20 protein-coding genes, 3 tRNA genes and 1 pseudogene are annotated in these 26,808 nt (G+C 34.1%); 11 read left to right on the forward strand and 13 right to left on the reverse strand.

Annotated features, from left to right (window positions below):
- The first annotated feature begins 2 nt into the window (after window positions 1-2).
- A complete protein-coding gene (gene pgl, locus ACNQGD_RS07270) occupies window positions 3-713 on the forward strand; it encodes a 6-phosphogluconolactonase (RefSeq protein WP_417998827.1) in 711 nt (236 codons plus the stop codon).
- A 261-nt stretch (window positions 714-974) separates the two neighbouring features.
- On the opposite strand, the gene ACNQGD_RS07275 is transcribed toward pgl, so the two are convergent.
- The 8 genes from ACNQGD_RS07275 to ACNQGD_RS07310 all read right to left on the reverse strand — a co-directional run bounded on the left by ACNQGD_RS07275 (window position 975) and on the right by ACNQGD_RS07310 (window position 8,330).
- Window positions 975-1,730, reverse strand: a complete 756-nt coding sequence (locus tag ACNQGD_RS07275; RefSeq protein WP_417998941.1) for a phosphatase PAP2 family protein — start codon at window positions 1,728-1,730, stop codon at window positions 975-977.
- Between the two features lie 351 nt (window positions 1,731-2,081).
- Window positions 2,082-2,513, reverse strand: a complete 432-nt coding sequence (locus ACNQGD_RS07280; protein ID WP_417997188.1) for a PepSY-like domain-containing protein — start codon at window positions 2,511-2,513, stop codon at window positions 2,082-2,084.
- Window positions 2,514-2,777: 264 nt separating this feature from the next.
- Window positions 2,778-5,189 carry a TonB-dependent receptor gene (locus tag ACNQGD_RS07285; protein ID WP_417998828.1) on the reverse strand — a complete coding sequence of 804 codons (2,412 nt, stop codon included), beginning with the start codon at window positions 5,187-5,189 and terminating at the stop codon, window positions 2,778-2,780.
- Between the two features lie 73 nt (window positions 5,190-5,262).
- Entirely contained in the window at window positions 5,263-6,531 is a 1,269-nt protein-coding gene (locus ACNQGD_RS07290) for a sensor histidine kinase (RefSeq protein WP_417998829.1), read from the reverse strand.
- Window positions 6,524-7,201, reverse strand: coding sequence for a response regulator transcription factor (locus ACNQGD_RS07295; protein WP_417998830.1), 678 nt, complete (start codon window positions 7,199-7,201; stop codon window positions 6,524-6,526). The genes ACNQGD_RS07290 and ACNQGD_RS07295 overlap by 8 nt, the downstream gene beginning before the upstream one ends.
- 813 nt (window positions 7,202-8,014) lie before the next feature.
- Window positions 8,015-8,088, reverse strand: a tRNA-Arg gene (locus ACNQGD_RS07300).
- A 66-nt stretch (window positions 8,089-8,154) separates the two neighbouring features.
- Window positions 8,155-8,229 (reverse strand) — tRNA-Pro (locus ACNQGD_RS07305).
- A gap of 17 nt (window positions 8,230-8,246) precedes the next feature.
- Window positions 8,247-8,330 (reverse strand) — tRNA-Ser (locus ACNQGD_RS07310).
- Between the two features lie 230 nt (window positions 8,331-8,560).
- On the opposite strand from ACNQGD_RS07310, the gene ACNQGD_RS07315 reads away from it, so the two are divergent.
- Both ACNQGD_RS07315 and ACNQGD_RS07320 read left to right on the forward strand, forming a co-directional pair.
- The gene (locus ACNQGD_RS07315; protein WP_417998831.1) at window positions 8,561-9,739 is read left to right on the forward strand and encodes an acetyl-CoA C-acyltransferase; all 1,179 of its coding nucleotides are present in this window, start codon (window positions 8,561-8,563) and stop codon (window positions 9,737-9,739) included.
- A gap of 70 nt (window positions 9,740-9,809) precedes the next feature.
- Complete coding sequence (locus ACNQGD_RS07320) at window positions 9,810-10,571, forward strand: C40 family peptidase (protein ID WP_417998832.1); 762 nt, start codon at window positions 9,810-9,812, stop codon at window positions 10,569-10,571.
- A 50-nt stretch (window positions 10,572-10,621) separates the two neighbouring features.
- Here ACNQGD_RS07320 and ACNQGD_RS07325 read toward each other — a convergent pair whose 3' ends face one another.
- Entirely contained in the window at window positions 10,622-11,890 is a 1,269-nt protein-coding gene (locus tag ACNQGD_RS07325; RefSeq protein WP_417995022.1) for a tetratricopeptide repeat protein, read from the reverse strand.
- A gap of 48 nt (window positions 11,891-11,938) precedes the next feature.
- Window positions 11,939-14,560: a DNA gyrase subunit A gene (gene gyrA / locus ACNQGD_RS07330; RefSeq protein WP_417998833.1), complete on the reverse strand. Its 2,622-nt coding sequence runs from the start codon at window positions 14,558-14,560 to the stop codon at window positions 11,939-11,941.
- Between the two features lie 255 nt (window positions 14,561-14,815).
- On the opposite strand from gyrA, the gene ACNQGD_RS07335 reads away from it, so the two are divergent.
- The 8 genes and pseudogenes from ACNQGD_RS07335 (at window position 14,816) to ACNQGD_RS07370 (ending at window position 22,678) form a co-directional block, all read left to right on the forward strand.
- Window positions 14,816-17,362 (forward strand): ATP-dependent Clp protease ATP-binding subunit, encoded by a 2,547-nt coding sequence (locus ACNQGD_RS07335; protein WP_417998834.1) that lies wholly within the window; start codon window positions 14,816-14,818, stop codon window positions 17,360-17,362.
- Between the two features lie 139 nt (window positions 17,363-17,501).
- Entirely contained in the window at window positions 17,502-18,872 is a 1,371-nt protein-coding gene (gene rimK / locus ACNQGD_RS07340; protein ID WP_417998835.1) for a 30S ribosomal protein S6--L-glutamate ligase, read from the forward strand.
- Window positions 18,873-18,932: 60 nt separating this feature from the next.
- Complete coding sequence (locus tag ACNQGD_RS07345; protein ID WP_417995026.1) at window positions 18,933-19,448, forward strand: DUF421 domain-containing protein; 516 nt, start codon at window positions 18,933-18,935, stop codon at window positions 19,446-19,448.
- Window positions 19,449-19,518: 70 nt separating this feature from the next.
- Window positions 19,519-20,115: pseudogene (locus tag ACNQGD_RS07350) on the forward strand (Crp/Fnr family transcriptional regulator).
- An 89-nt stretch (window positions 20,116-20,204) separates the two neighbouring features.
- Window positions 20,205-21,083 carry a pirin family protein gene (locus ACNQGD_RS07355; protein WP_417998836.1) on the forward strand — a complete coding sequence of 293 codons (879 nt, stop codon included), beginning with the start codon at window positions 20,205-20,207 and terminating at the stop codon, window positions 21,081-21,083.
- A gap of 30 nt (window positions 21,084-21,113) precedes the next feature.
- Window positions 21,114-21,995 carry a pirin family protein gene (locus ACNQGD_RS07360; RefSeq protein ID WP_417998837.1) on the forward strand — a complete coding sequence of 294 codons (882 nt, stop codon included), beginning with the start codon at window positions 21,114-21,116 and terminating at the stop codon, window positions 21,993-21,995.
- A gap of 174 nt (window positions 21,996-22,169) precedes the next feature.
- Complete coding sequence (locus ACNQGD_RS07365; protein ID WP_417998838.1) at window positions 22,170-22,391, forward strand: OsmC family protein; 222 nt, start codon at window positions 22,170-22,172, stop codon at window positions 22,389-22,391.
- A 5-nt stretch (window positions 22,392-22,396) separates the two neighbouring features.
- The gene (locus ACNQGD_RS07370) at window positions 22,397-22,678 is read left to right on the forward strand and encodes a GNAT family N-acetyltransferase (RefSeq protein WP_417998839.1); all 282 of its coding nucleotides are present in this window, start codon (window positions 22,397-22,399) and stop codon (window positions 22,676-22,678) included.
- Window positions 22,679-22,749: 71 nt separating this feature from the next.
- Here the strand turns inward: ACNQGD_RS07370 and ACNQGD_RS07375 are convergent, their stop codons facing one another.
- Genes ACNQGD_RS07375 through hutH form a run of 3 tightly spaced genes read right to left on the reverse strand, consistent with a single transcriptional unit; the run spans window position 22,750 to window position 26,272 of the window.
- Window positions 22,750-24,033 (reverse strand): inorganic phosphate transporter, encoded by a 1,284-nt coding sequence (locus tag ACNQGD_RS07375; RefSeq protein WP_417997174.1) that lies wholly within the window; start codon window positions 24,031-24,033, stop codon window positions 22,750-22,752.
- Window positions 24,034-24,063: 30 nt separating this feature from the next.
- The gene (locus ACNQGD_RS07380) at window positions 24,064-24,708 is read right to left on the reverse strand and encodes a DUF47 domain-containing protein (protein ID WP_417995033.1); all 645 of its coding nucleotides are present in this window, start codon (window positions 24,706-24,708) and stop codon (window positions 24,064-24,066) included.
- Window positions 24,709-24,757: 49 nt separating this feature from the next.
- Window positions 24,758-26,272 (reverse strand): histidine ammonia-lyase, encoded by a 1,515-nt coding sequence (gene hutH / locus ACNQGD_RS07385; protein WP_417998840.1) that lies wholly within the window; start codon window positions 26,270-26,272, stop codon window positions 24,758-24,760.
- Between the last annotated feature and the right edge of the window lie 536 nt (window positions 26,273-26,808).

Consider the following 26,808-nt stretch of genomic DNA (forward strand, 5'->3'; position numbering starts at 1 on the left):
AAATGGTAAGTATTTTTAATAATAAAGAAGAAATAGCACCCTATGCAGCCAATATATTTATAGCTGCTGCACAAAACGCAATACAGAAACGGGGACGCTTTTTGGTGGTACTTACTGGCGGTTCTTCTCCTCTATCCATGTATAAGCTTTTGGCAACACCTCAATACAAAGCCAAAATAGATTGGGATAATGTTTTTGTTTTTTGGGGTGACGAGCGCTGGGTGGCGCTTGATGATGCACGCAGTAATGCAAAAATGTCATACGATTACCTGCTCAGTCATGTTGGTATACCAAAAAGCAACGTATTTCTTATGTATAACGAAGGTTTTTCACCTGAGGAATATGCTTTGGAATATGAAAAATCAATTAAAAGTCTTACAGGAGAAGAAGGGCAATTTGACCTTGTTTTATTAGGAATGGGCGATGATGGCCATACCGCATCACTTTTTCCAGGTGAAGCCGTATTACAAGAAAATGATAAATGGGTATCGGCCTATTATCTTGAGTCGCAAAGTATGTATCGAATAACGCTAACAGCGCCTATAATCAATAAAGCGAAGGAAATTGTGGTTGTAACTTTTGGAGAAAATAAAGCGCATGCCTTAAACGAAGTTTTATATGGAGATTACAATCCCGAAAAATATCCTATGCAATTAATTAAACCTTTAGATGGAAAATTATTATTCTTGACTGATAAGGCTGCTGTAAAGTAGGAAACAACAATTTTTCAAAAAATCAAAAACCTGTCTAATTCGGTAGCTATTTTTTGCAATGTGTTAAAAGTATTAAGAAAGTTAAGTTTTTTTCTGGGAGTAGTTGAAAAAATATTTTTAATTAACATTTAAAAACTCCACCTAAAATGTCACCTAAAATTAAAAATCCTTATAAATCAGATGTTTATAAGGATTTTTAATGGACCTAATGGTCCAAAATTCGAAATATTTAATAATTTCAGTGATGACCTCAGTGATGTTTTAAAAAGTTGTTGCAAAACAGAATCCTAATTCTTTTCCATTGTAAAAAGGTGCAATAACTGATGTTGAATTATTTTTTTCGGATCTAAATAATTTCTTATTTATGTATGGATTCATCCAATACGCAATTTTAGTACTTAAAATTCCAATTCCTGCTCCAGCAGCGACGTCTGTCAGCCAATGTTTATTGTTGACAATTCTAAATGCTCCAGTTCCTGCTGCAACAATATATCCTGATATACCATACCAAAGGGATTTTTCTTTGTACTCCTGCCATAAAAATTCAGCTCCTGCAAAAGCAGTTGCAGTGTGACCTGATGGGAAAGAATTATTAGAACTCCCATCAGGCCTTTCAATTTTGGTTAACGATTTCAAACCCAGAACCGTTGTAGACATAATGATGTAGGAAGTAGCCAATATTACAGAACGATCCCTTAAATTATTTTTTCCTTTTATTCCAGCTGCGTTCAATGCGTAAACTGAAAGTATCGGCGCATATTGCGAAAAATCATCAATAGTTGTCTTTCTGTCAATATCTTCTTTTACTTCCTCCTGTATTTCAGAATTATAACTTTTTAACTGGTCACTTTCAATTCCTATAAAACCATATCCTATTAATACAGCCGGAATAATAAGTTGTTTATAATTGAATTTAATATTTTTAGCAATCGCCGCTTTTGAAATAGTATCTGTTTTTACTTCTTGTGCAGTAAGAGATGCGAAACTAATTAATGAAAATAGAATGATTTTTAACATAGGTATTATTATAAATAGTGTTCTGGTGTAGGCGAAATGCACAGTGTCATTGCTTCCATACCCCGAAAGGTACTTGTCCCCGTGGCATACAATCCAACAATAATCCGGTAAATAATGTTCCCAAAACGATAAAAACATTAAATGAAACTTCATTAAATTGCCAAATAAAAAAGACTATTCGTACTCTTTAAAACATAATAAGAAAGCAAAGTATAAAATAAAGTGACGACGAAAATCTGCCTGACATTTAGATTTTTTTGAGCATAATAGTTTAAAAAATAATTTTGGAAACACATCGAAAAAATAAATTAAAATAGCACCCACAAAAACTGTGGATGCTATAAAATAAAACTAACTAGCCTTTTCTAGTGAGATAAAATTTCCATTCTCATCAAATAAAAGATCACTGCCTTTTATTTCAGCTTCATAAATTACAGTCCCTTTTTGGTTAATTATTTTTGCAGCTTCTTTTACTTTTTGATTTTTAAAATGCATATTAATGTAGTCTAAAGCATTTTTAGGCAGTTTAGTGATTTGTATTTCTACTTCTGTTTCAACAATCTTCCCTTCCCCACTGAATAAAATAGAATTATCTACTTGATTAACATTAAAACTGGCTTCATAATTATTTTTTTCTTTGTCCCATTTTACACCTTTAGCATTGGGATATTTTTCGTGTAATGCCTTTTGGATGATTTGTGGTACTTCTTTTTCTTTAACTATTTGTCCAAAAGAAACGAATGACAACATACTTAGAATGATAACTAACATTGACTTTTTCATTGCTATTGCATTTAAAATTATTTTATTCAAAGGTATAAACCAATTTTGAAGAAATATTGAATTTTTCACCAAATAGCTTTGTCTGCGAAAATGCATTTAAAATATTTTACTTCGTCCTTTTTGTAAACCAAAAATTAGTTAGCCAACGCATAACCAATATTTATTGTCATTAAAAGTTAGTCTCCGGCTGTTTCCCTAAAGTAGTTGCACAAATTCTCATGATCTAAAACACAATCGTGATTTCTCGTAATTTTTTCATTTATGTTAAAATTTATAATTGTAACCTACTCTAATTACTTGTGTTTCATAATAGTCGGTACTGTTATAATTAAAATTCAGACCTTGAATTTGTTTACTGATTACTAATGTATTTAAAATGTCGGTTGCATTCAGGAAGAATTCTCCTTTGCCATTTTGGACTGATTTTTTAATTCCTAAATCAATTGAAAATCTAGCGCTTATTTTTCCCTGAGGAATGATATCCGGTGCTAAATAAATTGCCGTTACTTGAGCATCTACTTTTTTAGATAAATGCAATGTATTATTCCACTTTAAATTTCCAGAGAAAATTTCTTGTTTCTCCGCTGAAAAAGTATTGGGTTTTGGATACTTATTTTCAACAGTAAAAGCATTAATTTGATTGTGATAGGCAATTAAATTAAAGTTGAATGAGTACCATTTTGCGATATCGAGCGAAAGAACCATTTCACTCCCTGTATTGAAGCTTTTATCTGCATTTTGAAAAATAGCATAGATTAAATTGCTGTCTGGTACCGTTGATGAAATTCGGGTGATGGTGGCTTTGGCAAAACGGTGGTATGCTGCCGAATAGAAATATCCTTTTTTGAAGTTCATTTTATAACCCAGTTCCAATAAATTAGTGAACTGCGGGCGAAGGGCAGGATTCCCAACCTTGATGATTTCTGCATCATCGTATTTCGGAAATATTCTAATATCAACTTCATTTGGTCTGTCTACTCTACGATTGTAAAATAAAGATATTTTATTGTTGTCATTAATTTTATATGCCAATCGCACATTTGGAAAAGGTTGGGTATAGTTGTAACCGTCACTTTTATAGGTATTATGATCGGGATTGACATTGTATTGCAAATCAACATATTCTACTCGTAAACCCACTTCTGCCTCAATTTTATTGTTTTCAAAAATGTAATTTCCATATACTGCCGGAATAATTTCTTTGTAAAATGCTTGTCCGCCAGCACCGCTATCTATTGGAGAATTTGCTCCGGGAAAGAACTGCATATTGGTTGGAATATCCCTTTTTCTGAATTTAAAACCGGTTTCAAATCTTCCGTATTTTAAGGGTTTTATATAATCAATATTGAAATCGGCTACTTTCTCATCGGATAACAATTTGAAAGCATCTTTTCCGGTGTAGGTTGGCAGAATATTATCAAAAAAATATTTTTCATCTTCTCTGTGGAAAGTATAATTGAAACCAATATTTAACAAACGTCCTGCTTCTTTAAACTTGTGCTGGTATGCCGCAGTAGCCATAGCGGTGGTTTTTAATTCATCTTCCAAAAATTGCCACAGTCGTAATCGTTTCGTATAATTTTCATTAAAAAAGGGCTGGTCTCCGTTATCAATGATTTTTTCGGTTCCAAACAGACCCGAAACAGTAAGTGAATTTCGGTCGTTAATATTCCAGTCAATTCCAGTTTTTAAAGTAGTGAAATGCGTATTCCGATTTCTTTTGGATTGTTGATTAATAATAGTTCCATCAGTGTAGGTCCGCGTTACAAATTCATTTTTATTGAGCGTTTCAGTGTAAAGATAATCACCCTGAAAAAAAGCATTAATTTTATTTTTACGATAATTAAGTGAAAGTGTCGGATTAATTTTTGGTGTTAATGAGTATTGCGGTCGAATCGTTGGTAAATTTTCCTTTCTTTCCCACAGCGCACCCAATCCGTAGGTAAAACCCACTTTTCCGTTGAATCCCTCTTTTTTATTTTTCTTGTAAATAATATTGATAATTCCAGCGTTTCCGTTGGCATCGTATTTTGCAGAAGGATTGTTGATGATTTCAATTTTTTCTATCGCAGATGCGGGTATATTATCTAAGCCCGATTGGTTTCCAAATCCTGTTAATGCGGTTTGTTTCCCATCAATTAATACGGTGACTTTATCGTTGCCTCTAATTTGTACTTTCCCGTCTTGCACGGAAACACCAGGCAAATTTTGCATTGTTTGCAAAACAGAACCACCACTCTGGCTGATATTGTCTGCCACAGAGAAGGTTTTCTTATCCATTTTCTGATTGATAAGTTCTGTCTTTGAAACGACAACTACTTCATTTAAAATAGCAGCATCAGCTTCTAATTCAATGCTTCCCTCATCTAGAAATTCTGATAGTGTACCTACATAAATGGCTTGGTTTTTTGCCTTGTATCCAATAAATGTAAACTCTAGAAAGTAATTTCCGGGCACTACATTTGAAAATGAAAACCTGCCCTCTTCGTTAGTAACGGTTCCCGCAAGCAAAACGTTGTCTTTTGTGTTTTTCAAGAGGACATTTACAAATGATAAACTCTCTTTTGAGGTTTTATCTTTTGTAATTCCAGATATTGTGATGCCTTTGCTTTGTCCGAATGAATTTGAAATTGATAGTATTAGAAATGAAAGTAACAGTATTATTTTTTTTTGCATTTTCTTGATTTTTATTCTTTGTTTAAAATTTAAACTACAAAATTGCGATTGGAGTTTGAAGAAATATTGAATTTTAGAATCGAATTTCGAAAATGTGTAATTTATCATTGTAACTGTAAATAATTCCCCAATTGTTGTTCTCTACAATTTTCTTAATTATTGATAAGCCTAAACCGTTCCCTTTCGAGGATGGATTTACCTTAGAAAAACGCTCAAATAATTTATCTGTTTCGAGCGATTTTGATATTCCCGTATTAGAAAATACCAAAGAATTCTCATGCAACACAACATTTATACTTCCATTGGCAGTATTATGATTAATTGCATTTAAAAACAAATTGCTGATCAAGATTTCAGACAAAAACATGTTTGTTTGAACGAATGTATTCGCTTCTAAATCTGTGTTGATGCTAATATTTTTTAATAATGCCTGTTCGTTAAAAAAATCTAATTGATTTGTGATTACCTTATTAAAAAGAACCTTTTCAGGAATGTTGTAGTGCTTGCTTTCTATTTTTGATAACAGCAAAAGGTTTTTATTTAATCGGTTGAGCCTTGTCGTTGTATCATTTAATTTGTCGAGTATTTCAAATTGCTCTTCCGTAACATCGTCTCTTTGCAATAATGTTTCCAATTTTCCTTTAAAAATAGCAATTGGCGTTTGCAATTCATGCGCCGCGTTCTCAATAAATTCTTTTTGACTTTTATAAATACGTGTGTTTTTTTCAATTAATTTATTGATTGCCAAATTGAGTCGATTAAATTCCTCGATCGAATTTGTTGCTAATTTTAAATTTGAACTTTTATCAATTTCAAATTTCTCAATTTGTGCGAGAGTGTCATAAAAAGGTTTCCAAAGCGTAATGGACAATCTTTTGGTAATGATGAATAAACCAATCAGAAGAATTAAAATAATCATGGTAAACACCATTAAAATACTGATAATAAAATCCTCATTGTCAACAAGGTTTATTCTGGCAGAAAAAAGGTAAGGCTTATTATTAATTGTAACAGGAGCATTGAGCACACGATAGGGTTCGTTCTCTTTGTCCAAATTGTTATAATAACTATGGCTATATATCGTGTCTCTAGAAATTATTTTTTGAACTTTCTCTATTTTTACATCCTTATTCCATTTATTCCAAACTGGAATATCCTTATCTTTTAATTCCGGAGCATATAACAACTCGAATTCCTCTTTTTGAAGTATTAAAGCTTCATCTGTTTCGTGCAGATACAGTAATTGAGTAATAAAGAAGAATAATGGCGCTGCCAAAAGCATCACTATTAAAGAAAATAGGACATAGTATTTTAAAGTAGTATGCAATAATTTTTTAGTCATTGTTCCATTTGTATCCAATTCCGTAAACCGATTTTATGTAATCATTGCTTCCGGCATCGTTTAGCTTTTTTTTCAAATTCTTGATGTGGGCATACACGAAATCGTGATTGTCCAGCATATCCGCCATGTCACCGGAAAGGTGTTCGGCTATGGCGCTTTTAGACAAAACCTTGTTTTTATTCCCAATTAGAAACAACAACAAATCAATTTCTTTTTTGGTACATTCAATTTTCTTCTCTCCAATTTTTACCGATTTGGCTAATGTATCAATTTCGATTTCATTGAATTCAATTTTATTGTTTCCGTCGAATTTTTTTCTTCTAACCAAAGCCTGAATTCTGACCAACAACTCTGAAAGATGAAAAGGTTTTGTCAAATAATCATCTGCTCCAAGATTGAAGCCCTCTATTTTGGTTTCTAACGTTTCTTTAGCCGAAATTATAATAATCCCCTCTGATTTGTTTAGACTTTTTAATTCCTTTAGAATAGTAAATCCATCACCATCCGGAAGCATTAGATCGACTAAAATACAATCATAATCATACATAGTTATTTTGTCTAAAGCCGTTTGATACGTACTTGCGGTTTCGCAATGAATATTATTTGTTTTTAGATAACTTTTTATGCTTGTTACAATTTCTATTTCGTCTTCAATGATTAGAATTTTCATATTACAAATTAACAATTCAATTTTGAATGAAAATTGAATTTAGGAATTAAATTATTTTTCTAAATTTAACTGAGTTTTATGCTTATAAAATACCGACAACAAACAATTTAAAATTATTTTAAATAGAGATGGCAATTTTAAAGATATGCTTTGTACTCCTTTGAAAATTATTTTTAATATTAAAATGAATCTTAAATACCTGGATTTTTAAAATATTGATCTTAAAGTTTCAGAATCTGAAGAAAAATATTTAAAATTATTAGTCCGTACCACTCCGATGATTCGACTATCTCACCGAAAATTGCATCTAAAATTATCTATCTTGTTAAGAAAATAATTTTATTAGGAATTTAAATTTCATTCAAAACGTGACAATCCAAAAAACAGTTACGTATATGAAAATAAAGTAAAAAATATTTATTCCTTACTCTTTACTGGTTGGAATTTTAGATGCAAAAATGCTTTTGATTTTTTTTTATAAAATACAGCTTTATTTGCTCACTTTTTACTATTTACCGCCTCATATAAAAAAACAGAAAACTGTAAATCAGCTATCTAAAAGTGGTTTGAATCCTGTTATCTACCCTAAAAGGACATTTGATTGAATTGAAGTAAAAAAGAAAAAAACAAACTAATAAAAAACTGATTTATAAATAATTAAGTAAATAGAATCAAAAAATTCATTGGTCTACAGAAAAAAGATTAAAAAAATTGTAGAAATAGGATAATGAAATAAAAATAAGATAAGCAACTAAAAATAAATAACGCAAAAATAAAAAACCCTTATAAATCAAATGTTTATAAGGGTTTTTGTGAAGGCAGAAGGATTCGAACCTTCGACCGCCTGCTTAGAAGGCAGGTGCTCTATCCAGCTGAGCTATGCCTCCATTTATTATTGTGACCGCCTGCTTAGATGGCAGGTGCTCTGTGGCAATAAACAGAGTAAAAATTAGTCGGGGTGGCAGGATTCGAACCTGCGGCCTCCTGCTCCCAAAGCAGGCGCGATAACCGAGCTACGCTACACCCCGAAAAGCAAATTATAAAGCGGAGGGACAGGGACTCGAACCCTGGCACCGATTGCTCGATGACAGTTTAGCAAACTGCTCCATTACCACTCTGGCACCCCTCCAAGCTCAAAGAAACGTGTCCTGTTTTGCGGTTGCAAATTTAAGACATCTTTACGTTTCTCACAACTATTTCAGACCTTTTTTTTAATATTTTTTGTCTTTTTTACAAAAACACTTCACAATCAAATATATAGAATAGAAATAACTTTTAAAAAAGATAATCATAAAATCAAAATTTGAAATTGTTTAAAAAAGATTAAATTTGCTACATAAACCAACATTATAAAAAGTCATGGACAAAAGAGTTGTTATCGTTTCTGCCGTTAGGACACCTATCGGAAGTTTTATGGGGGGATTATCTACCGTTACTGCTCCAAAATTAGGAGCAATCGCTATTAAAGGTGCTTTAGATAAAATAAAGTTAGATCCAAATTTAATTGATGAAGTATTCATGGGCAATGTAGTTCAAGCCGGTGTAGGACAAGCTCCTGCAAGACAAGCAGCACTATTTGCCGGTTTACCAGATTCCGTTACTTGTACTACAATAAATAAAGTATGTGCTTCAGGAATGAAAGCAGTTATGTTAGGCGCCCAAGCTATTCAGTGCGGTGATGCCGAAATCGTAGTTGCTGGCGGAATGGAAAACATGAGTTTAATTCCACATTATATGAATTTAAGAACTGGAACTAAATTTGGCCCAGCGACCATGATTGACGGAATGCAGAAAGACGGACTTACTGATGCTTACGATAACAGCGCTATGGGAGTGTGTGCTGACTTATGTGCTACAGAATATAAATTTACTAGAGAAGATCAAGATAACTTCGCTATTCAATCGTATGAGCGCAGTGCAAAAGCATGGAATTCTGGGAAATTTGACAATGAGGTTGTTCCTGTCTCAGTACCACAAAGAAAAGGAGATCCTATTATAATCTCTAAAGACGAAGAATTCACGAATGTGAAATTAGATAAAATACCATCATTAAGCCCTGTTTTCACCAAAGACGGAACGGTAACCGCAGCCAATGCATCTACTATAAATGATGGCGCTGCAGCAATAATATTAATGAGTGAAGAAAAAGCAATTGCTTTAGGCCTAAAACCTTTAGCGTACATTAATGGTTACGCCGATGCAGCACAGGAACCAAAATGGTTTACAACTACACCATCTAAAGCAATTCCTAAAGCTTTGAAAAAAGCAGGAATAGCAATTGGCGATGTGGATTATTTTGAATTCAATGAAGCTTTTGCCGTTGTAGGTTTAGCAAATTCAAAAATTCTGGGATTAGACGACAGCAAAGTAAATATAAACGGTGGCGCGGTATCGCTAGGACATCCATTAGGTTGTTCGGGAGCAAGAATAATTGTTACGTTGTTAAATGTTTTAGAACAAAATAACGGCAAAATTGGAGCTGCCGCAATTTGTAATGGCGGTGGTGGTGCTTCGGCAATTGTCATCGAAAGAGCTTAAATAATTATAGGTTGTGAGTTATGGGTTTTGAAACTTATAACTCATAATTCTTAACTCATAAACCAAACTAATGTTCGGAATTTGTAATCTAGCCATAATCCCACTTCGCTTTGAACCCAGTGACAGAAGCGAAATTGTTTCACAAGTTTTATTTGGTGAACATTTTGAAATTTTAGAACAATTAAAACAATGGTCCCGAATCAAAATGCAATATGATAACTATGAAGGCTGGGTAGATTCTAAACAATACCAACTGATTTCCGAAACCAGTTTTAATCAATTGTCTGAAGATGCGATCATTCTGAACGCGGATTTGATAGAATATATTACTGCGCCAAATAACGCATTAATCCCAATTCCATTAGGCTCATCAGTATCCTTTTTAAATTATAATAAAATCAACATTTCGAATTTTGATTTTGAAGGAACTAAAATTAGCGGTATTAAACCCAAAGAAGGCTTAATAAATACTTCTTTTTTGTATCTAAATGCGCCTTACCTTTGGGGAGGGAAAACCCCTTTTGGTATTGATTGTTCTGGTTTTACACAAATGGTTTATAAACTTAATGGATACAAATTATTACGGGATGCCTCTCAACAATCAACACAGGGAGAAGCTTTAAGTTTTATTGAAGAAAGCGAACCCGGGGACTTGGCTTTTTTTGACAATGAAGAAGGAAACATCATTCATGTAGGAATTATAATGGCCGATAACTACATCATTCACGCCAGCGGAAAAGTACGGATTGACCGCATAGATCATTTAGGAATATTTAATGCCGACACTAACAAGCATACCCACAAATTAAGGGTTATCAAAAAAATTGTATAAAAAAAACCTGTCTAAATTTAGACAGGTTTTTTTTGTAAGAAAAAATTCTATTAAATCTTTGCTTTTAATGCTTTGTATTCTGCAGTCATTTCTAATGCGCTGTAAACTCCTAAAAGAGTTTTAGAAACATCAACGTTTTTAGGATCTAGTTCGACCGCTTTTTCAAGATAAGGAATTGTTGCTTTAAAAAGTTCTTCTCTTTTCTTTTTCAATTCATCATAACGCTTCATATCCTTAGTAGAAGTTCCCAACTTGTTCATTTCGTCAATGATTGCTTTCTCATTTTCTAATTTCAAAGCCGCTAAATTAATATATCCATTAACATATTTTGGGTTAATTTCTATAACTCTTTTGTAATATTTCTCAGCATCTGCTACATTTTTAGCATTTGCACTTAATACGCCCAAGTTAAAAATCAAATCAGCATCATTTGGATTTTTTTCCAATACTTCTGCGATTAATTTTTTGTACATATCGAAATCTTTTGTTTCCAAATAAAGATTAGCTTCTGTCAATGTCAAAGATGTATCTTCAGGGTTTGCTAATCTCGCTTCAGTGATTGCTTTTTTAGCCTCTTCAGTTTTACCTTTTTCAACTAAAATTAAAGCCATGTTTTTGTAGATTTCTCCTCTTTTTGAAGGAGCAACTTCAGTTCTTGGCTTTTCATGCGTTCCTAATTTTACCATTCTGTCTCTTTCTTGAAGTGTAGTAAAAAAGTCTTCTTGACTAGTTAGTTTATTAACTGCAAAATAGCTCGTTCCTTTTCCTGAATAGTTTAAGTTTTTCAAATCATCATACAACTTAAGAGCGGTATCATAATCTTTAGCATTTACATAAGTAGAAGCTGCATAATACAAATTGATAGTGTCTTTTTTATCTAACAAATAAGCGTCGTATAATTTTTTAGCACTATCAGCATTCTTATCTATTTTTGAATCAGCAATTGCAGCGTTAATCAATTTGAATTTAATATCCGTAATTGAAGCTGCTGCTTGAGTTGAAAATTTTACTTTTCCAGCAATTTTCTCAGCTGCAATCAAATCTTGGTATGCTTTTGCAGCAAGCGAAAGATTGGTATTAGCATCAACATTCTTGTTGGCTAAATCCAACAAAGAATTTCCTTTTACAAAGAAAAACTGTGCTTTTTCCGCATCTGAAGCATTCGTTATTAATGATTCCGCTTCCATCAAAATGGTAACTGCTTCTTGAGATTTACCCGCTTTCAATGCTTTTTCAGCCGCTTTGATTTGATCTTTTTGAGCAAAAGTAGCTACTGATATCAATAATACTGATGCTAGTAATGCATATTTACTTTTCATAATATTCTATTTTTGTTTAATAATTATTCTAGTTTTTCTATTTTCTAATTATGCTTCATCATCTTCATCGTCCCCTTCAGCCTCATCATCAGCTTCGTCGTCTTCAGCATCGTCTTCGTCGTCATCCTCTTCTGAACCTTCGTCCTCAAGAACTTCCAAGACTGGTTTAACTCTTTCGATAGCTTCTGTTTCGATAACATTCCCTTCTTCATCTACAACAACTTCAGCTACATCGTCTTTCATTACTTTTGTAACTGCCGCAATCGAATCGTTTCCTTTGATGTTAATCAACTTCACCCCTTGCGTAGCACGTCCCATTACTCTCAAATCTTCAACAGCCATTCTGATAGTCAATCCAGATTTGTTGATAATCATTAAATCATCCGCATCTGTAACCGAATTTATAGAAATTAGTTTACCCGTTTTCTCGGTAATATTTAGGGTTTTTACTCCTTTACCACCACGATTTGTAATCCTGTATTCATCTAGGCTGGAGCGTTTTCCGTATCCATTTTCGGCAACAACTAAAATTTCGCTGCTCATATCATTTACAGTAACCATGCCAATTACTTCGTCCGTTTCATCTTTAAGGGTAATTCCACGTACACCAGAAGCTGTTCTTCCCATTGGACGGGTTTTTGTCTCTTCAAAACGAACTAATTTACCAGATTTTACCGCCAAGATAATTTGACTTTCTCCATTGGTTAATTTTGCTTCCAATAATTCATCGCCTTCTTTGATCGTAATTGCAGCAACACCATTTACCCTTGGTTTAGAATATTTCTCTAAAGATGTTTTCTTAACCTGACCTTTTTTAGTCACCATAATAAGATTGTGGCTTTTGATGTAGTCTTGATCTTTTAAATCCTGAGTACAGATAAATGCTTTTACTTTATCATCGCTTTCAATATTCACCAAGTTTTGGATTGCTCTACCTTTAGCCGTTTTACTTCCTTCCGGTATTTCATAAACACGCATCCAGAAACATTTTCCTTTTTGGGTAAAGAACATCATATATTGGTGATTCGTGGCCACAAACATGTGTTCTAAGAAATCTTGATCTCTTGTCCCAGCACTTTTTTGACCAACTCCTCCTCTATTCTGCGTTTTGTATTCCGTAAGATTAGTACGTTTAATATAACCTGCATGCGAAATTGTAATAACCACATTCTCATCGGCAATTAAATCCTCAATACTTACATCTCCTCCGGAATATTCAATTTGAGAACGACGAGCGTCTCCATATTTATCTCTAATTTCCGTAAGTTCCTCTTTTATTAAAGCAATTCTCAAGTTCACATCTGCTAATAAAGCTTTCAAATGCTCAATTAACTTCATGATTTCTTCGTATTCAGTTCTTAACTTATCTTGTTCCAGACCTGTTAATTGACGCAAACGCATTTCTACAATAGCACGAGATTGAATATCTGACAACTTGAATCTTTCGATTAATTTTTCCCGTGCTTCTTCGGTACTTTTTGAAGCTTTAATTAAAGCAATCACTTCATCAATATTATCCGAAGCAATAATCAAACCCTCTAAAATATGTGCTCTTGCTTCTGCTTTTTTCAATTCAAATTGCGTTCTGCGAGTCACCACATCATGGCGGTGTTCTATAAAATAATGAATCAGATCTTTCAGATTCAACATTTGTGGACGCCCTTTCACAATGGCAATATTGTTTACACTAAACGAAGACTGTAATTGAGTAAACTTATAAAGTGTATTCAAAACCACGTTCGGTGTCGCATCACGTTTTAAAATATAAACGATACGCATCCCGTTTCTATCCGATTCATCTCGGATGTTTGCAATTCCATCAATTTTTTTATCATTCACCAAATCAGCAGTACGCTTGATCATATCTGCTTTATTGACTTGATAAGGAATTTCGGTAACAATGATACACTCTCGTCCATCCACTTCTTCAAAACCAACTTTGGCACGCATTACAACTCTACCTCGACCTGTTTTGAAAGCTTCACGAACCCCTTCATATCCATATATAATACCACCAGTAGGAAAATCTGGGGCTTTAATATGTGTCATCAGCTCATCAATCTCAATATCATTATTGTCCATAAAAGCTAACGTACCGTTGATCACCTCCGTTAAGTTGTGAGGTGGCATATTGGTAGCCATACCTACCGCGATTCCTGTTGCCCCATTTATTAATAAGGTAGGAACACGAGTTGGCATAACGGTTGGCTCTTCGAGCGTATCATCAAAATTCAATTTAAAATCGACCGTTTCTTTATCGATATCTGCCAAAATTTCTTCCGAAATCTTACGCATTCTAGCCTCTGTATAACGCATCGCTGCAGGACTATCGCCATCTACAGAACCAAAGTTACCCTGACCGTCAATCAATAAATACCGCATGCTCCATTCTTGAGCCATACGAACCATGGCATCATAAACAGAGGTGTCACCGTGTGGGTGATATTTTCCAAGAACTTCCCCAACAATTCTTGCGGACTTTTTGTGAGCCGATCTGGAGTTAACCCCTAAATCATGCATTCCAAATAGTACTCTTCGATGTACTGGTTTCAAGCCATCTCTAACATCTGGAAGTGCTCTTGATACAATTACTGACATCGAGTAATCGATGTAAGCTGTTTTCATTTCATCTTCAATGTTAATAGGAATTAACTTTTCTCCTTCAGACATAAGTTGTTATATTAAATAATTATATTAGTTTCAAAACGTGCCAATATACGCTTTTTTGAAATTTTTAGACTAATTTTAAAACACTTATTTCAATGATTTATTAACAAAATTTACGGTTACTTTAGTTAATAAATTAAGTCAATTTTAACTTTAATATTGTTTTTATTTTGTCAATTAGCTGACAGCACATCATAGAGGAATGGTTTTTGTTTTTCTATCACTAATTCACTAAATTTACGATATCAAATATATATTATGGATGATAATTTTTCACCAAGAGTAAAAGACGTTATTACTTACAGCAAAGAAGAAGCTTTGCGGTTAGGTCATGACTTTATAGGAACAGAACACTTAATGCTGGGGATCTTAAGAGACGGTAACGGGAAAGCAATTCAAATATTGAATAACCTATCTGTTGATTTAGATCATTTACGAAGAAAAGTAGAGATCTTAAGTCCGGCAAGTCCAAGCCTGGAAGTAAATGTTGAAAAGAAAAACTTACACTTGACACGCCAAGCAGAACGGGCATTAAAAACTACTTTCCTTGAAGCAAAAGTTTTTCAAAGTTCGTCTATCAGCACAGCACATCTATTGTTGTGTATTTTAAGAAATGAAAACGATCCAACAACCAAGCTATTGAATAAATTAAAAATTGATTACGATATAGCTAAAGAACAATATTTAAACATGACTCCAAACGAAGAAGATTTTATAGAAAATTTGCCACGAAACGAATCATACAATGACGATTCAGGACAAGATGACAGTCTGAAAGAAGGAACTTTCAACAATCCAGCCAATAAATCCAATAAAAAATCTAAAACACCAGTTTTAGATAATTTTGGAAGAGATTTAACCGAAATGGCCGAAGAAGGAAAACTAGATCCTGTTGTAGGGCGTGAGAAAGAAATTGAACGCGTTTCCCAAATTTTGAGCCGTCGCAAAAAGAACAACCCATTACTTATTGGGGAACCCGGAGTGGGAAAATCAGCAATTGCCGAAGGTTTAGCCTTGCGAATTATTCAGAAAAAAGTATCCCGTACTTTATTTAATAAACGTGTTGTTACTTTGGATTTAGCCAGTCTTGTTGCAGGTACAAAATACCGAGGACAGTTTGAAGAGCGCATGAAAGCTGTGATGAATGAATTAGAGAAAAATGACGATATCATTCTTTTCATAGATGAAATTCACACTATTGTGGGCGCTGGTGGTGCAACAGGTTCACTGGATGCTTCTAATATGTTTAAACCAGCATTAGCTCGTGGAGAGATTCAATGTATTGGTGCCACAACATTAGACGAATACAGACAATACATAGAAAAAGACGGCGCATTAGAAAGACGTTTCCAAAAGATAATTGTGGAACCTACATCCGTTTCTGAAACGATTACTATTCTAAATAACATTAAAAACAAATACGAAGACCATCACAATGTTACCTACACACAAGAAGCAATCGAAGCGTGTGTGAAATTAACAGATCGATACATGTCGGAACGTTTTTTACCGGACAAGGCCATTGACGCATTAGACGAAGCAGGTTCTAGAGTTCACATTACCAATATTGAAGTTCCTAAACAAATTTTAGATCTCGAACGTCAATTAGAAGACGTACGTGAATTGAAGAATGTTGTGGTAAAAAAACAAAAATATGAAGAAGCCGCTAAACTTCGTGATGACGAAAAGCGTATTGAAAAAGATTTAGCTATCGCCCAGGAACAATGGGAAGAAGACGCTAAAAATAACCGAATTGAAGTTACTGAAGACAATGTTGCCGATGTCGTTTCCATGATGAGCGGAATACCCGTCAACCGTATTGCACAGACTGAAAGCAATAAACTAGCTAAACTACCAGAACTAATTGAAGGAAAGGTAATTGGACAAAGAGAAGCCGTGATGAAAATAGCGCGTTCTATCCAACGAAATCGTGCTGGATTAAAAGATCCAAATCGACCAATTGGTTCTTTCATTTTCTTGGGACAAACCGGTGTTGGTAAAACACAATTGGCCAAAGTACTGGCCAAAGAATTATTCGATTCTGAAGATGCTTTGATTCGTATTGACATGAGTGAATACATGGAAAAATTTGCAATTTCTCGTTTAGTTGGTGCGCCTCCGGGATATGTAGGATATGAAGAAGGTGGACAATTAACCGAGAAAGTCCGAAGAAAACCATATTGCGTCGTATTATTGGATGAGATAGAAAAAGCACATCCTGATGTTTTCAATATGTTACTGCAAGTTTTAGATGATGGTTATTTGACAGATAGTTTAGGCCGAAAAATTGATTTCAAAAACACTATAATTATCATGACTTCCAATGTTGGGGCCAGACAATTAAAAGATTTTGGACAAGGTGTTGGTTTTGGAACTGCTGCCAAAGTGGCTCAAGCTGACGATAATTCGAAAAGCATCATCGAAAATGCATTGAAAAAAACTTTTGCTCCAGAATTCCTTAATAGAATTGATGATGTAATTGTTTTCAATGCTTTAGAAAAACACGACATCGATTTGATTATCGAAATCGAATTGAAAAAATTATTCGCTCGTGTTGCTGAATTAGGATACCAATTGAATCTTTCTGACAAAGCAAAAGCATTTATTGCAGAGAAAGGTTTCGACAGGCAATTTGGCGCAAGACCATTAAAAAGAGCCATTCAAAAATATGTAGAAGATGCCCTTGCCGAAGAAATTATTACTTCTAAAATTACTTCAGGAGATGAGATTTTCATGGATATTGAAGAAGGCTCACAAGAGTTAACAGTGCAGATTCATAAAGCTGGGGAACCAACAAATCCATAAATTTAACAAACAATTATAGTGAAATAAACCCGTTACGTTTTTATAACATAACGGGTTTATTCTTTATAGGAAATACACTTTTTTTGAAAACAAATATTTATATTTGGTCTTCAAAAAAAAGGTCAAACAAAATTAATTTATGTCAGATAACAAAGTCATTTTAGGTAGTGAAGAATGGTGTTCTTTTCCAGAATTAGGGATTCCTACTATTAAAGCCCGAGTAGATTCCGGTGCAAAAACATCCGCTTTACATGCTATAAACATTGCTCCGTTTATCAAAAATGAAAGTAACTGGGTGAAATTTGACATTAACCCGATACAAAATAATCTGAAAACGGTAATTCATTGTGAAGCGCCATTAATAGACAAACGCATCGTTAAAAGTTCCAGTGGTTTTAGAGAACAACGCTACGTTATTCAAACAAATCTACAAATTGGAAGCTCTCAGTGGCCAATAGAAATGACATTGACCAATCGAGATTCCATGGGTTTCAGAATGCTTTTAGGCCGTGAAGCCATGAGTGGAAGAGTTCTGGTTGATCCAGAACAAAAATATCTTTTGGGACAACCTACTTCTGATAGTTTAAAAGAATTATATAAAAATTCTGAAAAAGCAAGATCTGGTTTGCGAATCGGACTTTTAGCCAGCAACCCTGAATTATACAGCAACAAGCGTATTATGGAAGCGGGAGAAATGCGTGGTCACGAAATGCATTTCCTAAATATCAAGGAATGTTACATGAAACTGGATGCAAAAACACCAGAAATACATTATCGTGGCGGTAAAATACTAAATCAATTTGACGCAATTATACCAAGAATTAGACCTAGCATTACTTTTTACGGTTGCGCTTTGACGCGGCAATTTGAAGCATTAAATGTATTTTGTTTAAATTCATCCACCTCAATTACACAATCTCGAGACAAATTATATTCCTTACAATTGCTTTTGCATAGCGGAATTGACATACCAACTACTGGTTTTGCTAATTCTCCATTGGATACCGATGATTTGATAAAAATGGTGGGTGGTTCTCCTTTAATTGTAAAATTACTGGAAGGAACCCAAGGGAAAGGTGTCGTCTTAGCCGAAACAAAGAAAGCTGCAGAAAGCGTCATTAATGCTTTTAAAAGTTTAAATGCCAATATATTAGTTCAGGAATTCATCAAAGAAGCCAACGGAAAAGACATTCGTTGTTTTGTAATTGATGGAAAAGTAGTGGCTGCCATTCAACGGGAGGCAATGCCGGGCGAATTTAGAGCCAACATTCATCTTGGAGGAACTGCATCTGTGATAAAAGTAACTGCAGAAGAAAAACGCATTGCTATAAAAGCAACGAAAGCTATGGACTTAAAAGTAGCAGGAGTAGATATTATTCGTTCCGCTAAAGGGCCATTATTATTAGAAGTAAACTCATCTCCAGGACTAGAAGGAATTGAAGGTGCTACTAATAAAGATATAGCCGGTGAAATGATAAAAGCAATTGAAAAAAATTTTAAACTCAAATAACAATTACTAGCCTTTTACTGTCTATTGAAAAACTTTTAAAGCTACTTTAAACATAAAAAAATGAACGAATATCTAGATATAATTCTTCGGAGTACTGCTGTTTATTTTTTTATGGTTGTTGCATTGCGTCTTTTTGGCAAGAAAGAATTATCTCAATTGAACACTGCTGATGTGATATTGATATTATTGATAAGCAATTCTGTCCAGAATGCTATGGTTGGGAATAACACGAGTCTTTATGGCGGAATAGCAGCGGCAACTGTATTGTTTACCATCAATTTTATTTTAAAGAAATTGATGTACAAATACAAGAAATTTGGAGATTTCATGCAGGAAAAGCCAGAAATCCTGATCCATAACGGAAATCTTGATTTTAAAGCATTGAGTAAGTTAAACATTTCTTCTGATGAATTAAAAGAAGCCATGCGGGAGCATGGAATCGAATATTTTAAAGATGTAAAACTCGCTATGCTAGAAATTGACGGTAATATCAGTATTATATCCGGAGACAAAAATTTAAAACAAACGCATTATAAAAGAAAACGCATCCATAAAAATTTGGGAGGAATAAACTAGTATGAGCTCATTCAAAAGATATTTGAATGAGTTTTAAACAAACGAATTGCATCACTATAGTCCTTAAATAATTATGCTCGATTCATTCCAAACATACTTTCAATCCAAAACCAATCTGACGGACGAACAATTTCTTTCGATTACACATACCTTGCAATCCAAAAAAGTAGAAAAAGGTACTGTCCTACTCCAACAGGGCGCTATTTGTTATCATTCCTTTTTTGTATCCAAAGGATTATTGCGTTCGTACACTATTGACGCAACCTGAAAAGAACATATCATTCAGTTTGCGGCTGAGAATTGGATTATATCTGACAGAAGCAGTTCTTATTTCAATGAACCTTCCGAGTTATTTATTGATGCCATTGAAGATACGGAAATTGTTTTTATCGATAAAAATTTCATTAATGCCGCCGCAGAAATCAGTGTTTCTTTTCGAAAGCAGGACAATATTGCGCTACACAATCACATTCGACAGCTTCAAAAACGGGTAAACTTATTATTGGGAGCAACAGCTGAACAACGGTATTTGGATTTCATAACCATTTATCCAAGTCTTACTTTACGTATACCGCAATGGATGATTGCTTCGTATTTAGGCATCACACCTGAAACCCTAAGTAGAGTTCGCAAAGAATTAGCCAAAAGAAATTTCAAACCCTATTAATTCTTTACAAATTCATTTCTTATCCTACATCAATGCTTCTGGATTTAATCTATAGTAAATTTGTACTCTAATTTAAATCAGACATAGCAATGAAAACGAAAAATATTGAACTAGTATTGGCTCCCCCACCACCACATATGGTTGGTGACGGATTTAGAGTGCACAATTTTATTCCGAGTGGCCATAATTTGGACATGAAAAGAATGAGTCCGTTTATTATGATGGATTATAATTCTAAATTTTATTTCCCGCCAACGGACCAACCCAGAGGCGTAAGTGTCCATCCACACAGAGGTTTTGAAACCGTTACAATTGCCTATAAGGGAAAAGTAGCGCATCATGACAGTTCAGGAAATAGCGGTGTCATTAGCGAAGGGGGTGTACAATGGATGACGGCAGCTTCGGGAATTTTACACAAGGAATACCACGAAGAAGAGTTCAGCAAAAAGGGTGGTGATTTTCAAATGGTACAGCTTTGGGTCAACCTTCCGGCAAAAGACAAAATGTCAACACCAAAATACCAAGGAATTACCAACGCCCAAATCAACAAATTCGTACTTCCTGAAAAGGACGGTGTGATTGAAGTCATAGCGGGACAATACGAAAATGTAAAAGGTACCGCTTCGACTTTCACTCCTGTACATTTACTAAATGCCAAATTGAATAATGGCGCAAAAGCATTTTTCCATTTTCCGGAAAATTACAATACTGCTTTATTAGTAATCGAAGGAAGTATAAAAGTGAATGATGCTGAAAATGTTCCTGCCAACCATTTTGCATTGTTTAAAAATGATGGGGAAACATTTAGCATGGAAGCAACTGAAAATGCCATCGTTTTGATTTTAAGTGGCGAGCCTATCAATGAACCTATTGCAGCTCATGGCCCTTTTGTAATGAATACTCAAGCCGAAATCATGCAAGCATTCGATGATGTGAATACGGGGAAATTCGGTTATTTAGAAGAATAATTCCCTGTTTTATAATTTAAAACACATAAAATGTCAAATATCAAATTAATAATAGAAGAACGCACAAGTAATATTGGTACCTTTATAGTTGGGCGATTGCTTCCCTTTCGAGAAAAAAGAATGGTTGAGCCGTTTGCCTTTATCGATCATATGGGACCAAACTGCATGAGCGATTACGAAAATTTAGATGTTCCGCCACATCCACATATAGGACTTTCTACTTTGACCTATTTGTTTGAAGACAGCATTATGCACAAAGACAGCTTGGGAACTGAAATGGAAATCAAACCCGGGCAAATCAATTGGATGACTGCAGGAAAAGGAATTGTACATTCTGAACGAACGCCTGAATATTTGCGTAGTTCTAATAAAATGCTACATGGACTTCAAATTTGGGTTGCTTTACCCAAAGAATTAGAGGAAATGGAACCTTCTTTTTTCCATGTACCCGAAAATGAAATTCCAGAATGGAAAGCAGATACTATTGCTTTTAAACTTATAGCTGGCGAAGTACTCGGCAAAAAATCACCCGTTCCGGTTTATAGTCCGCTTTATCTTCTGGAACTAAAAAGCACTTCGCGTCAAACGGTGACTATTGGCAACCATTTATTTGGCGAAAGCGCTTTATACATTTTAGAAGGCAGTATCGAAAGTGAAGGTAATACTTTCGGACCAAAGCAAATTTTAATTGCCAAAGACAGCAAACTCTGCGCCTTTGATATGGCAGAAAACACCACTATTTATATTTTTGGAGGAGAACCTTTCCCTGAAGAACGGATTATTTATTGGAATTTTGTCGCTTCAACCAAAGAACTGATTGAAAAGGCAAAAGAAAAATGGTTAGCACAAACTTTTGATAAAGTCCCGGGCGAAAGCGAATTTGTTCCACTTCCGGAGCAAAATAAAAAATAGCAAATATGATTCAAATAAAAGCACACATTGGCACCGAACTTTATAAAACCGAACTTGAATCCGCCACTAATACAATTATTTAAAATGAACCTGAAAGTGCAGGAGGAAAAGATTTAGGCTTTGCGCCAAAGGAACTACTAGCTTAGGCATTAGCAGCCGTAATTACATTACCTTATGCATGTATGCAAACCGAAAAAATGGGATTTAACAGATATAAAAGTTGAAGTCACTTTTGAAAAAGATGCAACTGAAAACAAGTCCAAAATAATGCGCAACATTCAATTATTTGGAAACTTAGACGATGCACAAAAAACACGGTTAGTAGATATTGCCGATAAATGTCCAATGCACCAAATACTAACTAAACCTATCGAAATTACAACCGAATTAAATTAAAAATCATGATAATTGAACAAATAAACGAAATCAAAAAAGGCTATTTTAAAGCTTCAGATAACGAAATAGAAGCGGGAAGAATGACTTATACTTGGGCTGGATCCGATAAATTCATTATTGACCATACCGAAGTAAATGATCAATTTGCAGGCCAAAGCGTGGGCAAAAAACTGGTAATGGAAGCGGTACAATATGCAAGGGCCAATAATCTTAAAATTGTGCCTTCATGTCCTTTCGCGAAAAGCGTATTTGACAAAACGGAAGAAATACAGGATCTTCTGTTTTAGAAAATTTCATTTTTAGAGCATAAAAAAACCATTCTGAGTAGAATGGTTTTTTTATGATTGTTAATGTAGCATTAAATAAAAATACTAAAGATATAATAAATGATTGCTGCTAATATTGCTGAAATTGGAATAGTCAAAACCCAAGCCCACAATAAACTTACAGTCATTCCCCATCGTACTGCAGAAACTCTTTTAGTAAGTCCAACTCCAATAATAGATCCAGTAATAGTATGGGTTGTACTTACAGGCACTTTAAAATGCTCTGTAAAATATAATGTCAATGCTCCCGCAGTTTCTGCTGCAACACCTTCAAAAGAAGTCACTTTTGTAATTTTTGATCCCATTGTTTTCACAATTTTCCAACCGCCACTTAAAGTTCCTGCTGCAATAGCAGAATAACAAGCTAAAGGAATCCAAGTTGGCATTTTGAATGCACCGTCATCATTTGGTAATACTACATCTAACCAAGCTGGCAGCGATTCTTGAGCAACACCACTGGTGTGAATGTAAACCGCAACAGCCGCGGCAATAATACCCATTACTTTTTGGGAATCATTTCCTCCATGTCCTAAACTAAAGGCTGCAGAAGATAGTAATTGCATTTTTTTCAACCATGCCGTAGCTTGGTTCAAATTTAAACTACTGAATATTAAACAAAATGTACTTATTGATAAAACTATAAAAGCTACCAAAAACCATTTGATGTTATGCGCTTCAAAAGCAACACTCCAAAAATGAGAATCAAAACGTGGTTTTTTAATTTGGTCGTAATAAACCATTTGGCTTTCTACAAACCAAATTGTCAAAATCATTAAAGAAGCGGTAAATATTTTAGGATAAATGCTCTTTTTAGAGGCGTTAAGAAGCCATATCGATATCAAGTACGAAATTAAAGCGCCTAACAATGGTGCCAATATAATAAAAGCAACAATAATTAAAACTCCTGAAGGCATTCCGCCATCTTTTCCTTCTTTGTACCAAGACACTACTCCAAATCCCGCATGAGCTATAGCTGCTCCGGCAAAACCACCAATTAAGGTATGTGATGAACTGGATGGAATTCCTTGCCACCAGGTAAATAAATTCCAAATAATAGCCGCAATTACGCCTGCCAGGATCACAACTAAGTTGATATCCATCGTATTGGCAGTTTTCGCAACAGTATCTGCTACACCAAAACCAAAAACCCAGTACGCCAAAAAGTTGAAGAATGCTGCCCAAACTACTGCTTGAAAAGGACTTAATACTTTAGTAGCAACAACAGTTGCTATAGCATTGGCAGCATCATGAAAGCCATTAATATAATCGAAAATCAAAGCCAGGACTATAATAACTATAAGTAGAGTAAATTCCATAATTATAATTTCAGAATAAAACCGATTGAATTAAGAATGTTTTACAGAAATTGATTCTAAAACACTCGCTACATTTTTACATTTATCAGTTGCAGTTTCTAAAACTGACAATACTTCTTTGTACTTGATAATGTTTTTTGCATCAGTTTCATTTTCAAATAAATCAAGAACTGCTTTATCATAAACATTATCTGATTTATTTTCTAACTTATTAATTCTAAGACAAGCGTCTGTAATATTTTTCATTTTTTTCAAATCTCTCAATTCTCTAACCGCTACATCAATGTTTTGACAGGCTTCAAGATTGATTTCAGTCAGTTTTCTGATAGATTTTGTAATTTTATCCACCTGATACAACTTCATTCTGCTTGCTGCACCATGAAGATTACCAGCAACATTATCTATTGAGCTTATTAATGAATAAATATCTTCTCTATCAAATGGAGTAATGAAGTTTCTACTTAACTCTAAATTTGTTTGACGTGTAATGTCTTCACCTTTTTGCTCTAAAACATCAATTTTCTGAAAAAGAACGTCACGTTCCTTTAAAGGAAGATTTACTGCTTCGTGCAAATTTGTAGCAATTTCGATTAAATTACTGGAAGCTTCCTCGAAAAGAGGAAAGAACTTTTTATCTTTAGGAACCAAAAATTGGAAAAAATTATTTATGTTCATTTCATTAAAATTTAGTTCGGCAAAATTACTTCATTATTCAACCCTAATGTTAGGTTAATGTTAACAAATCGTTTTCTATTTGAAAAGTGTTTAAAAAAGAAACGGTATTCTCAATATCATAGTGCAAAATTCGGTCTTCTTTTATCAATGGAACTTCCTCCCGATACGCACTTAAAAACATCTCTATAAAATCACTTGATAGCAATGGTCGTCTGTATTCAATGGCTTGCGAAGCATTCATTAGCTCGATTGCCAAAATTCGTTCTAAATTATCCAAAACACGCAACGCTTTTGTAGCTGCATTTGCGCCCATGCTTACATGATCTTCTTGTCCGTTACTGGAAACTATACTGTCAATACTGGCTGGAGTTGCCAATTGTTTATTTTGACTGGCAATACTGGCTGCAGTGTATTGTGGAATCATCAAACCAGAATTTAATCCTGGATTATCCACTAAAAATGCAGGAAGATTACGCAACCCTGAAATTAATTGATACGTCCTGCGCTCCGAAATACTTCCCAATTCTGCTAATGCGATTGCCATGAAATCTAACGCTAATGCTAATGGTTGTCCATGAAAATTACCTCCAGAAATGATCTGATCGCTTTCAATAAAAATATTGGGATTATCTGTCACTGAATTGATTTCTGTTTTGAAAACTTTCTTTACATAATCAAATACATCTTTTGATGCACCATGAACTTGTGGCATACATCGAAAAGAATACGGATCCTGAACATGATTTTTAGGCTGATCAATGATTTCGCTTCCCTCTAAAAATCCTTTTATACGATTTGCCGTTACAATTTGTCCTTTATGAGGTCTGATAAAATGAATCAATTCATGGAAAGGTTCTATTCTTCCATCAAAAGCTTCTAATGAAATTGTTCCAATCAAATCTGCCAAATAAGAAAATTTGCTAACTTTCATCAAAATATGCGTTCCATAGGCACTCATAAATTGGGTTCCATTCAATAAAGCCAATCCTTCTTTAGACTGTAATACAATTGGTTTCCAGTCAAAATGCTTTAAAACTACACTAGAATGCACTTTTTCACCTTCAAAATACACATCGCCTTCACCTAATAATGGTAATGATAAATGCGCCAAAGGAGCTAAATCTCCCGAAGCTCCAAGAGATCCTTGCGTATAAATTACCGGCAGAATATCATTATTATAAAATTCAATTAAACGCTCCACGGTTTGCAATTGGATGCCGGAATGTCCATAACTCAAGGACTGAATTTTAAGCAACAGCATCAATTTTACAATTTCGGTTGGCACTTCTTCTCCTGTTCCACAAGAATGCGATTTCACTAAGTTTTCTTGCAGTTTTGACAAGTTCTCATTGGAAATTTTAACATTACAAAGCGAGCCAAATCCTGTATTGATTCCATAAATAGGATCTGAATGCGAAGCCATTTTTTTGTCTAAATAATCCCTGCATTTTTGGATATTAACCTTCGCCTCTTCAGACAATGCTAATAATTTACCATGAGAAATAATTTCTTCTAGTGTTTCAAAACTGAGTAATTGCGTACTTATATAATGTGTATTGTCCATTTTTACTTTCTAATTAAAAGGTAAAATTCAATAAATCTATATTAATAAACAACATTTATTGACGATAATTTAAAATTTAGACCTAAAAACAATCTAACCTTAAGTTTTATGCATAAATAGTTGCAAATTAAGTGACTTGAAATTTGAGACATAAACTGTTCAGATTAGTAAGAGTTGCTGCAATCAATTTCAGAAACAATTAATAAAGTTACACAAAACGACTTTATTACAGGAATTAATTATTTCTATGGACTTATAAAACGAATTGCAAATCATTTTGTTTTTTAATAAAAATACGAATAGCTTCATCATAGACCTTGAAAACTAAACAATGTTCAATATTCTCCTGAATGAAATTGAAATATTAAAATATTCGCAAAAACGAAATTAAAGGGTTCCATTTTTATAAAAAACTGTACTTTTGAAAAATCAAATGACAAACAACAGAACAACATATCACTCTTCGATTACAACTCAACTTTGGGTTGCTTCTTCTGTTACATTTACTACAACAACTGCTACCCCTTAGGGGTATA

The organism is Flavobacterium glucosi (genome assembly GCF_048286535.1).
GTDB lineage: Bacteria > Bacteroidota > Bacteroidia > Flavobacteriales > Flavobacteriaceae > Flavobacterium.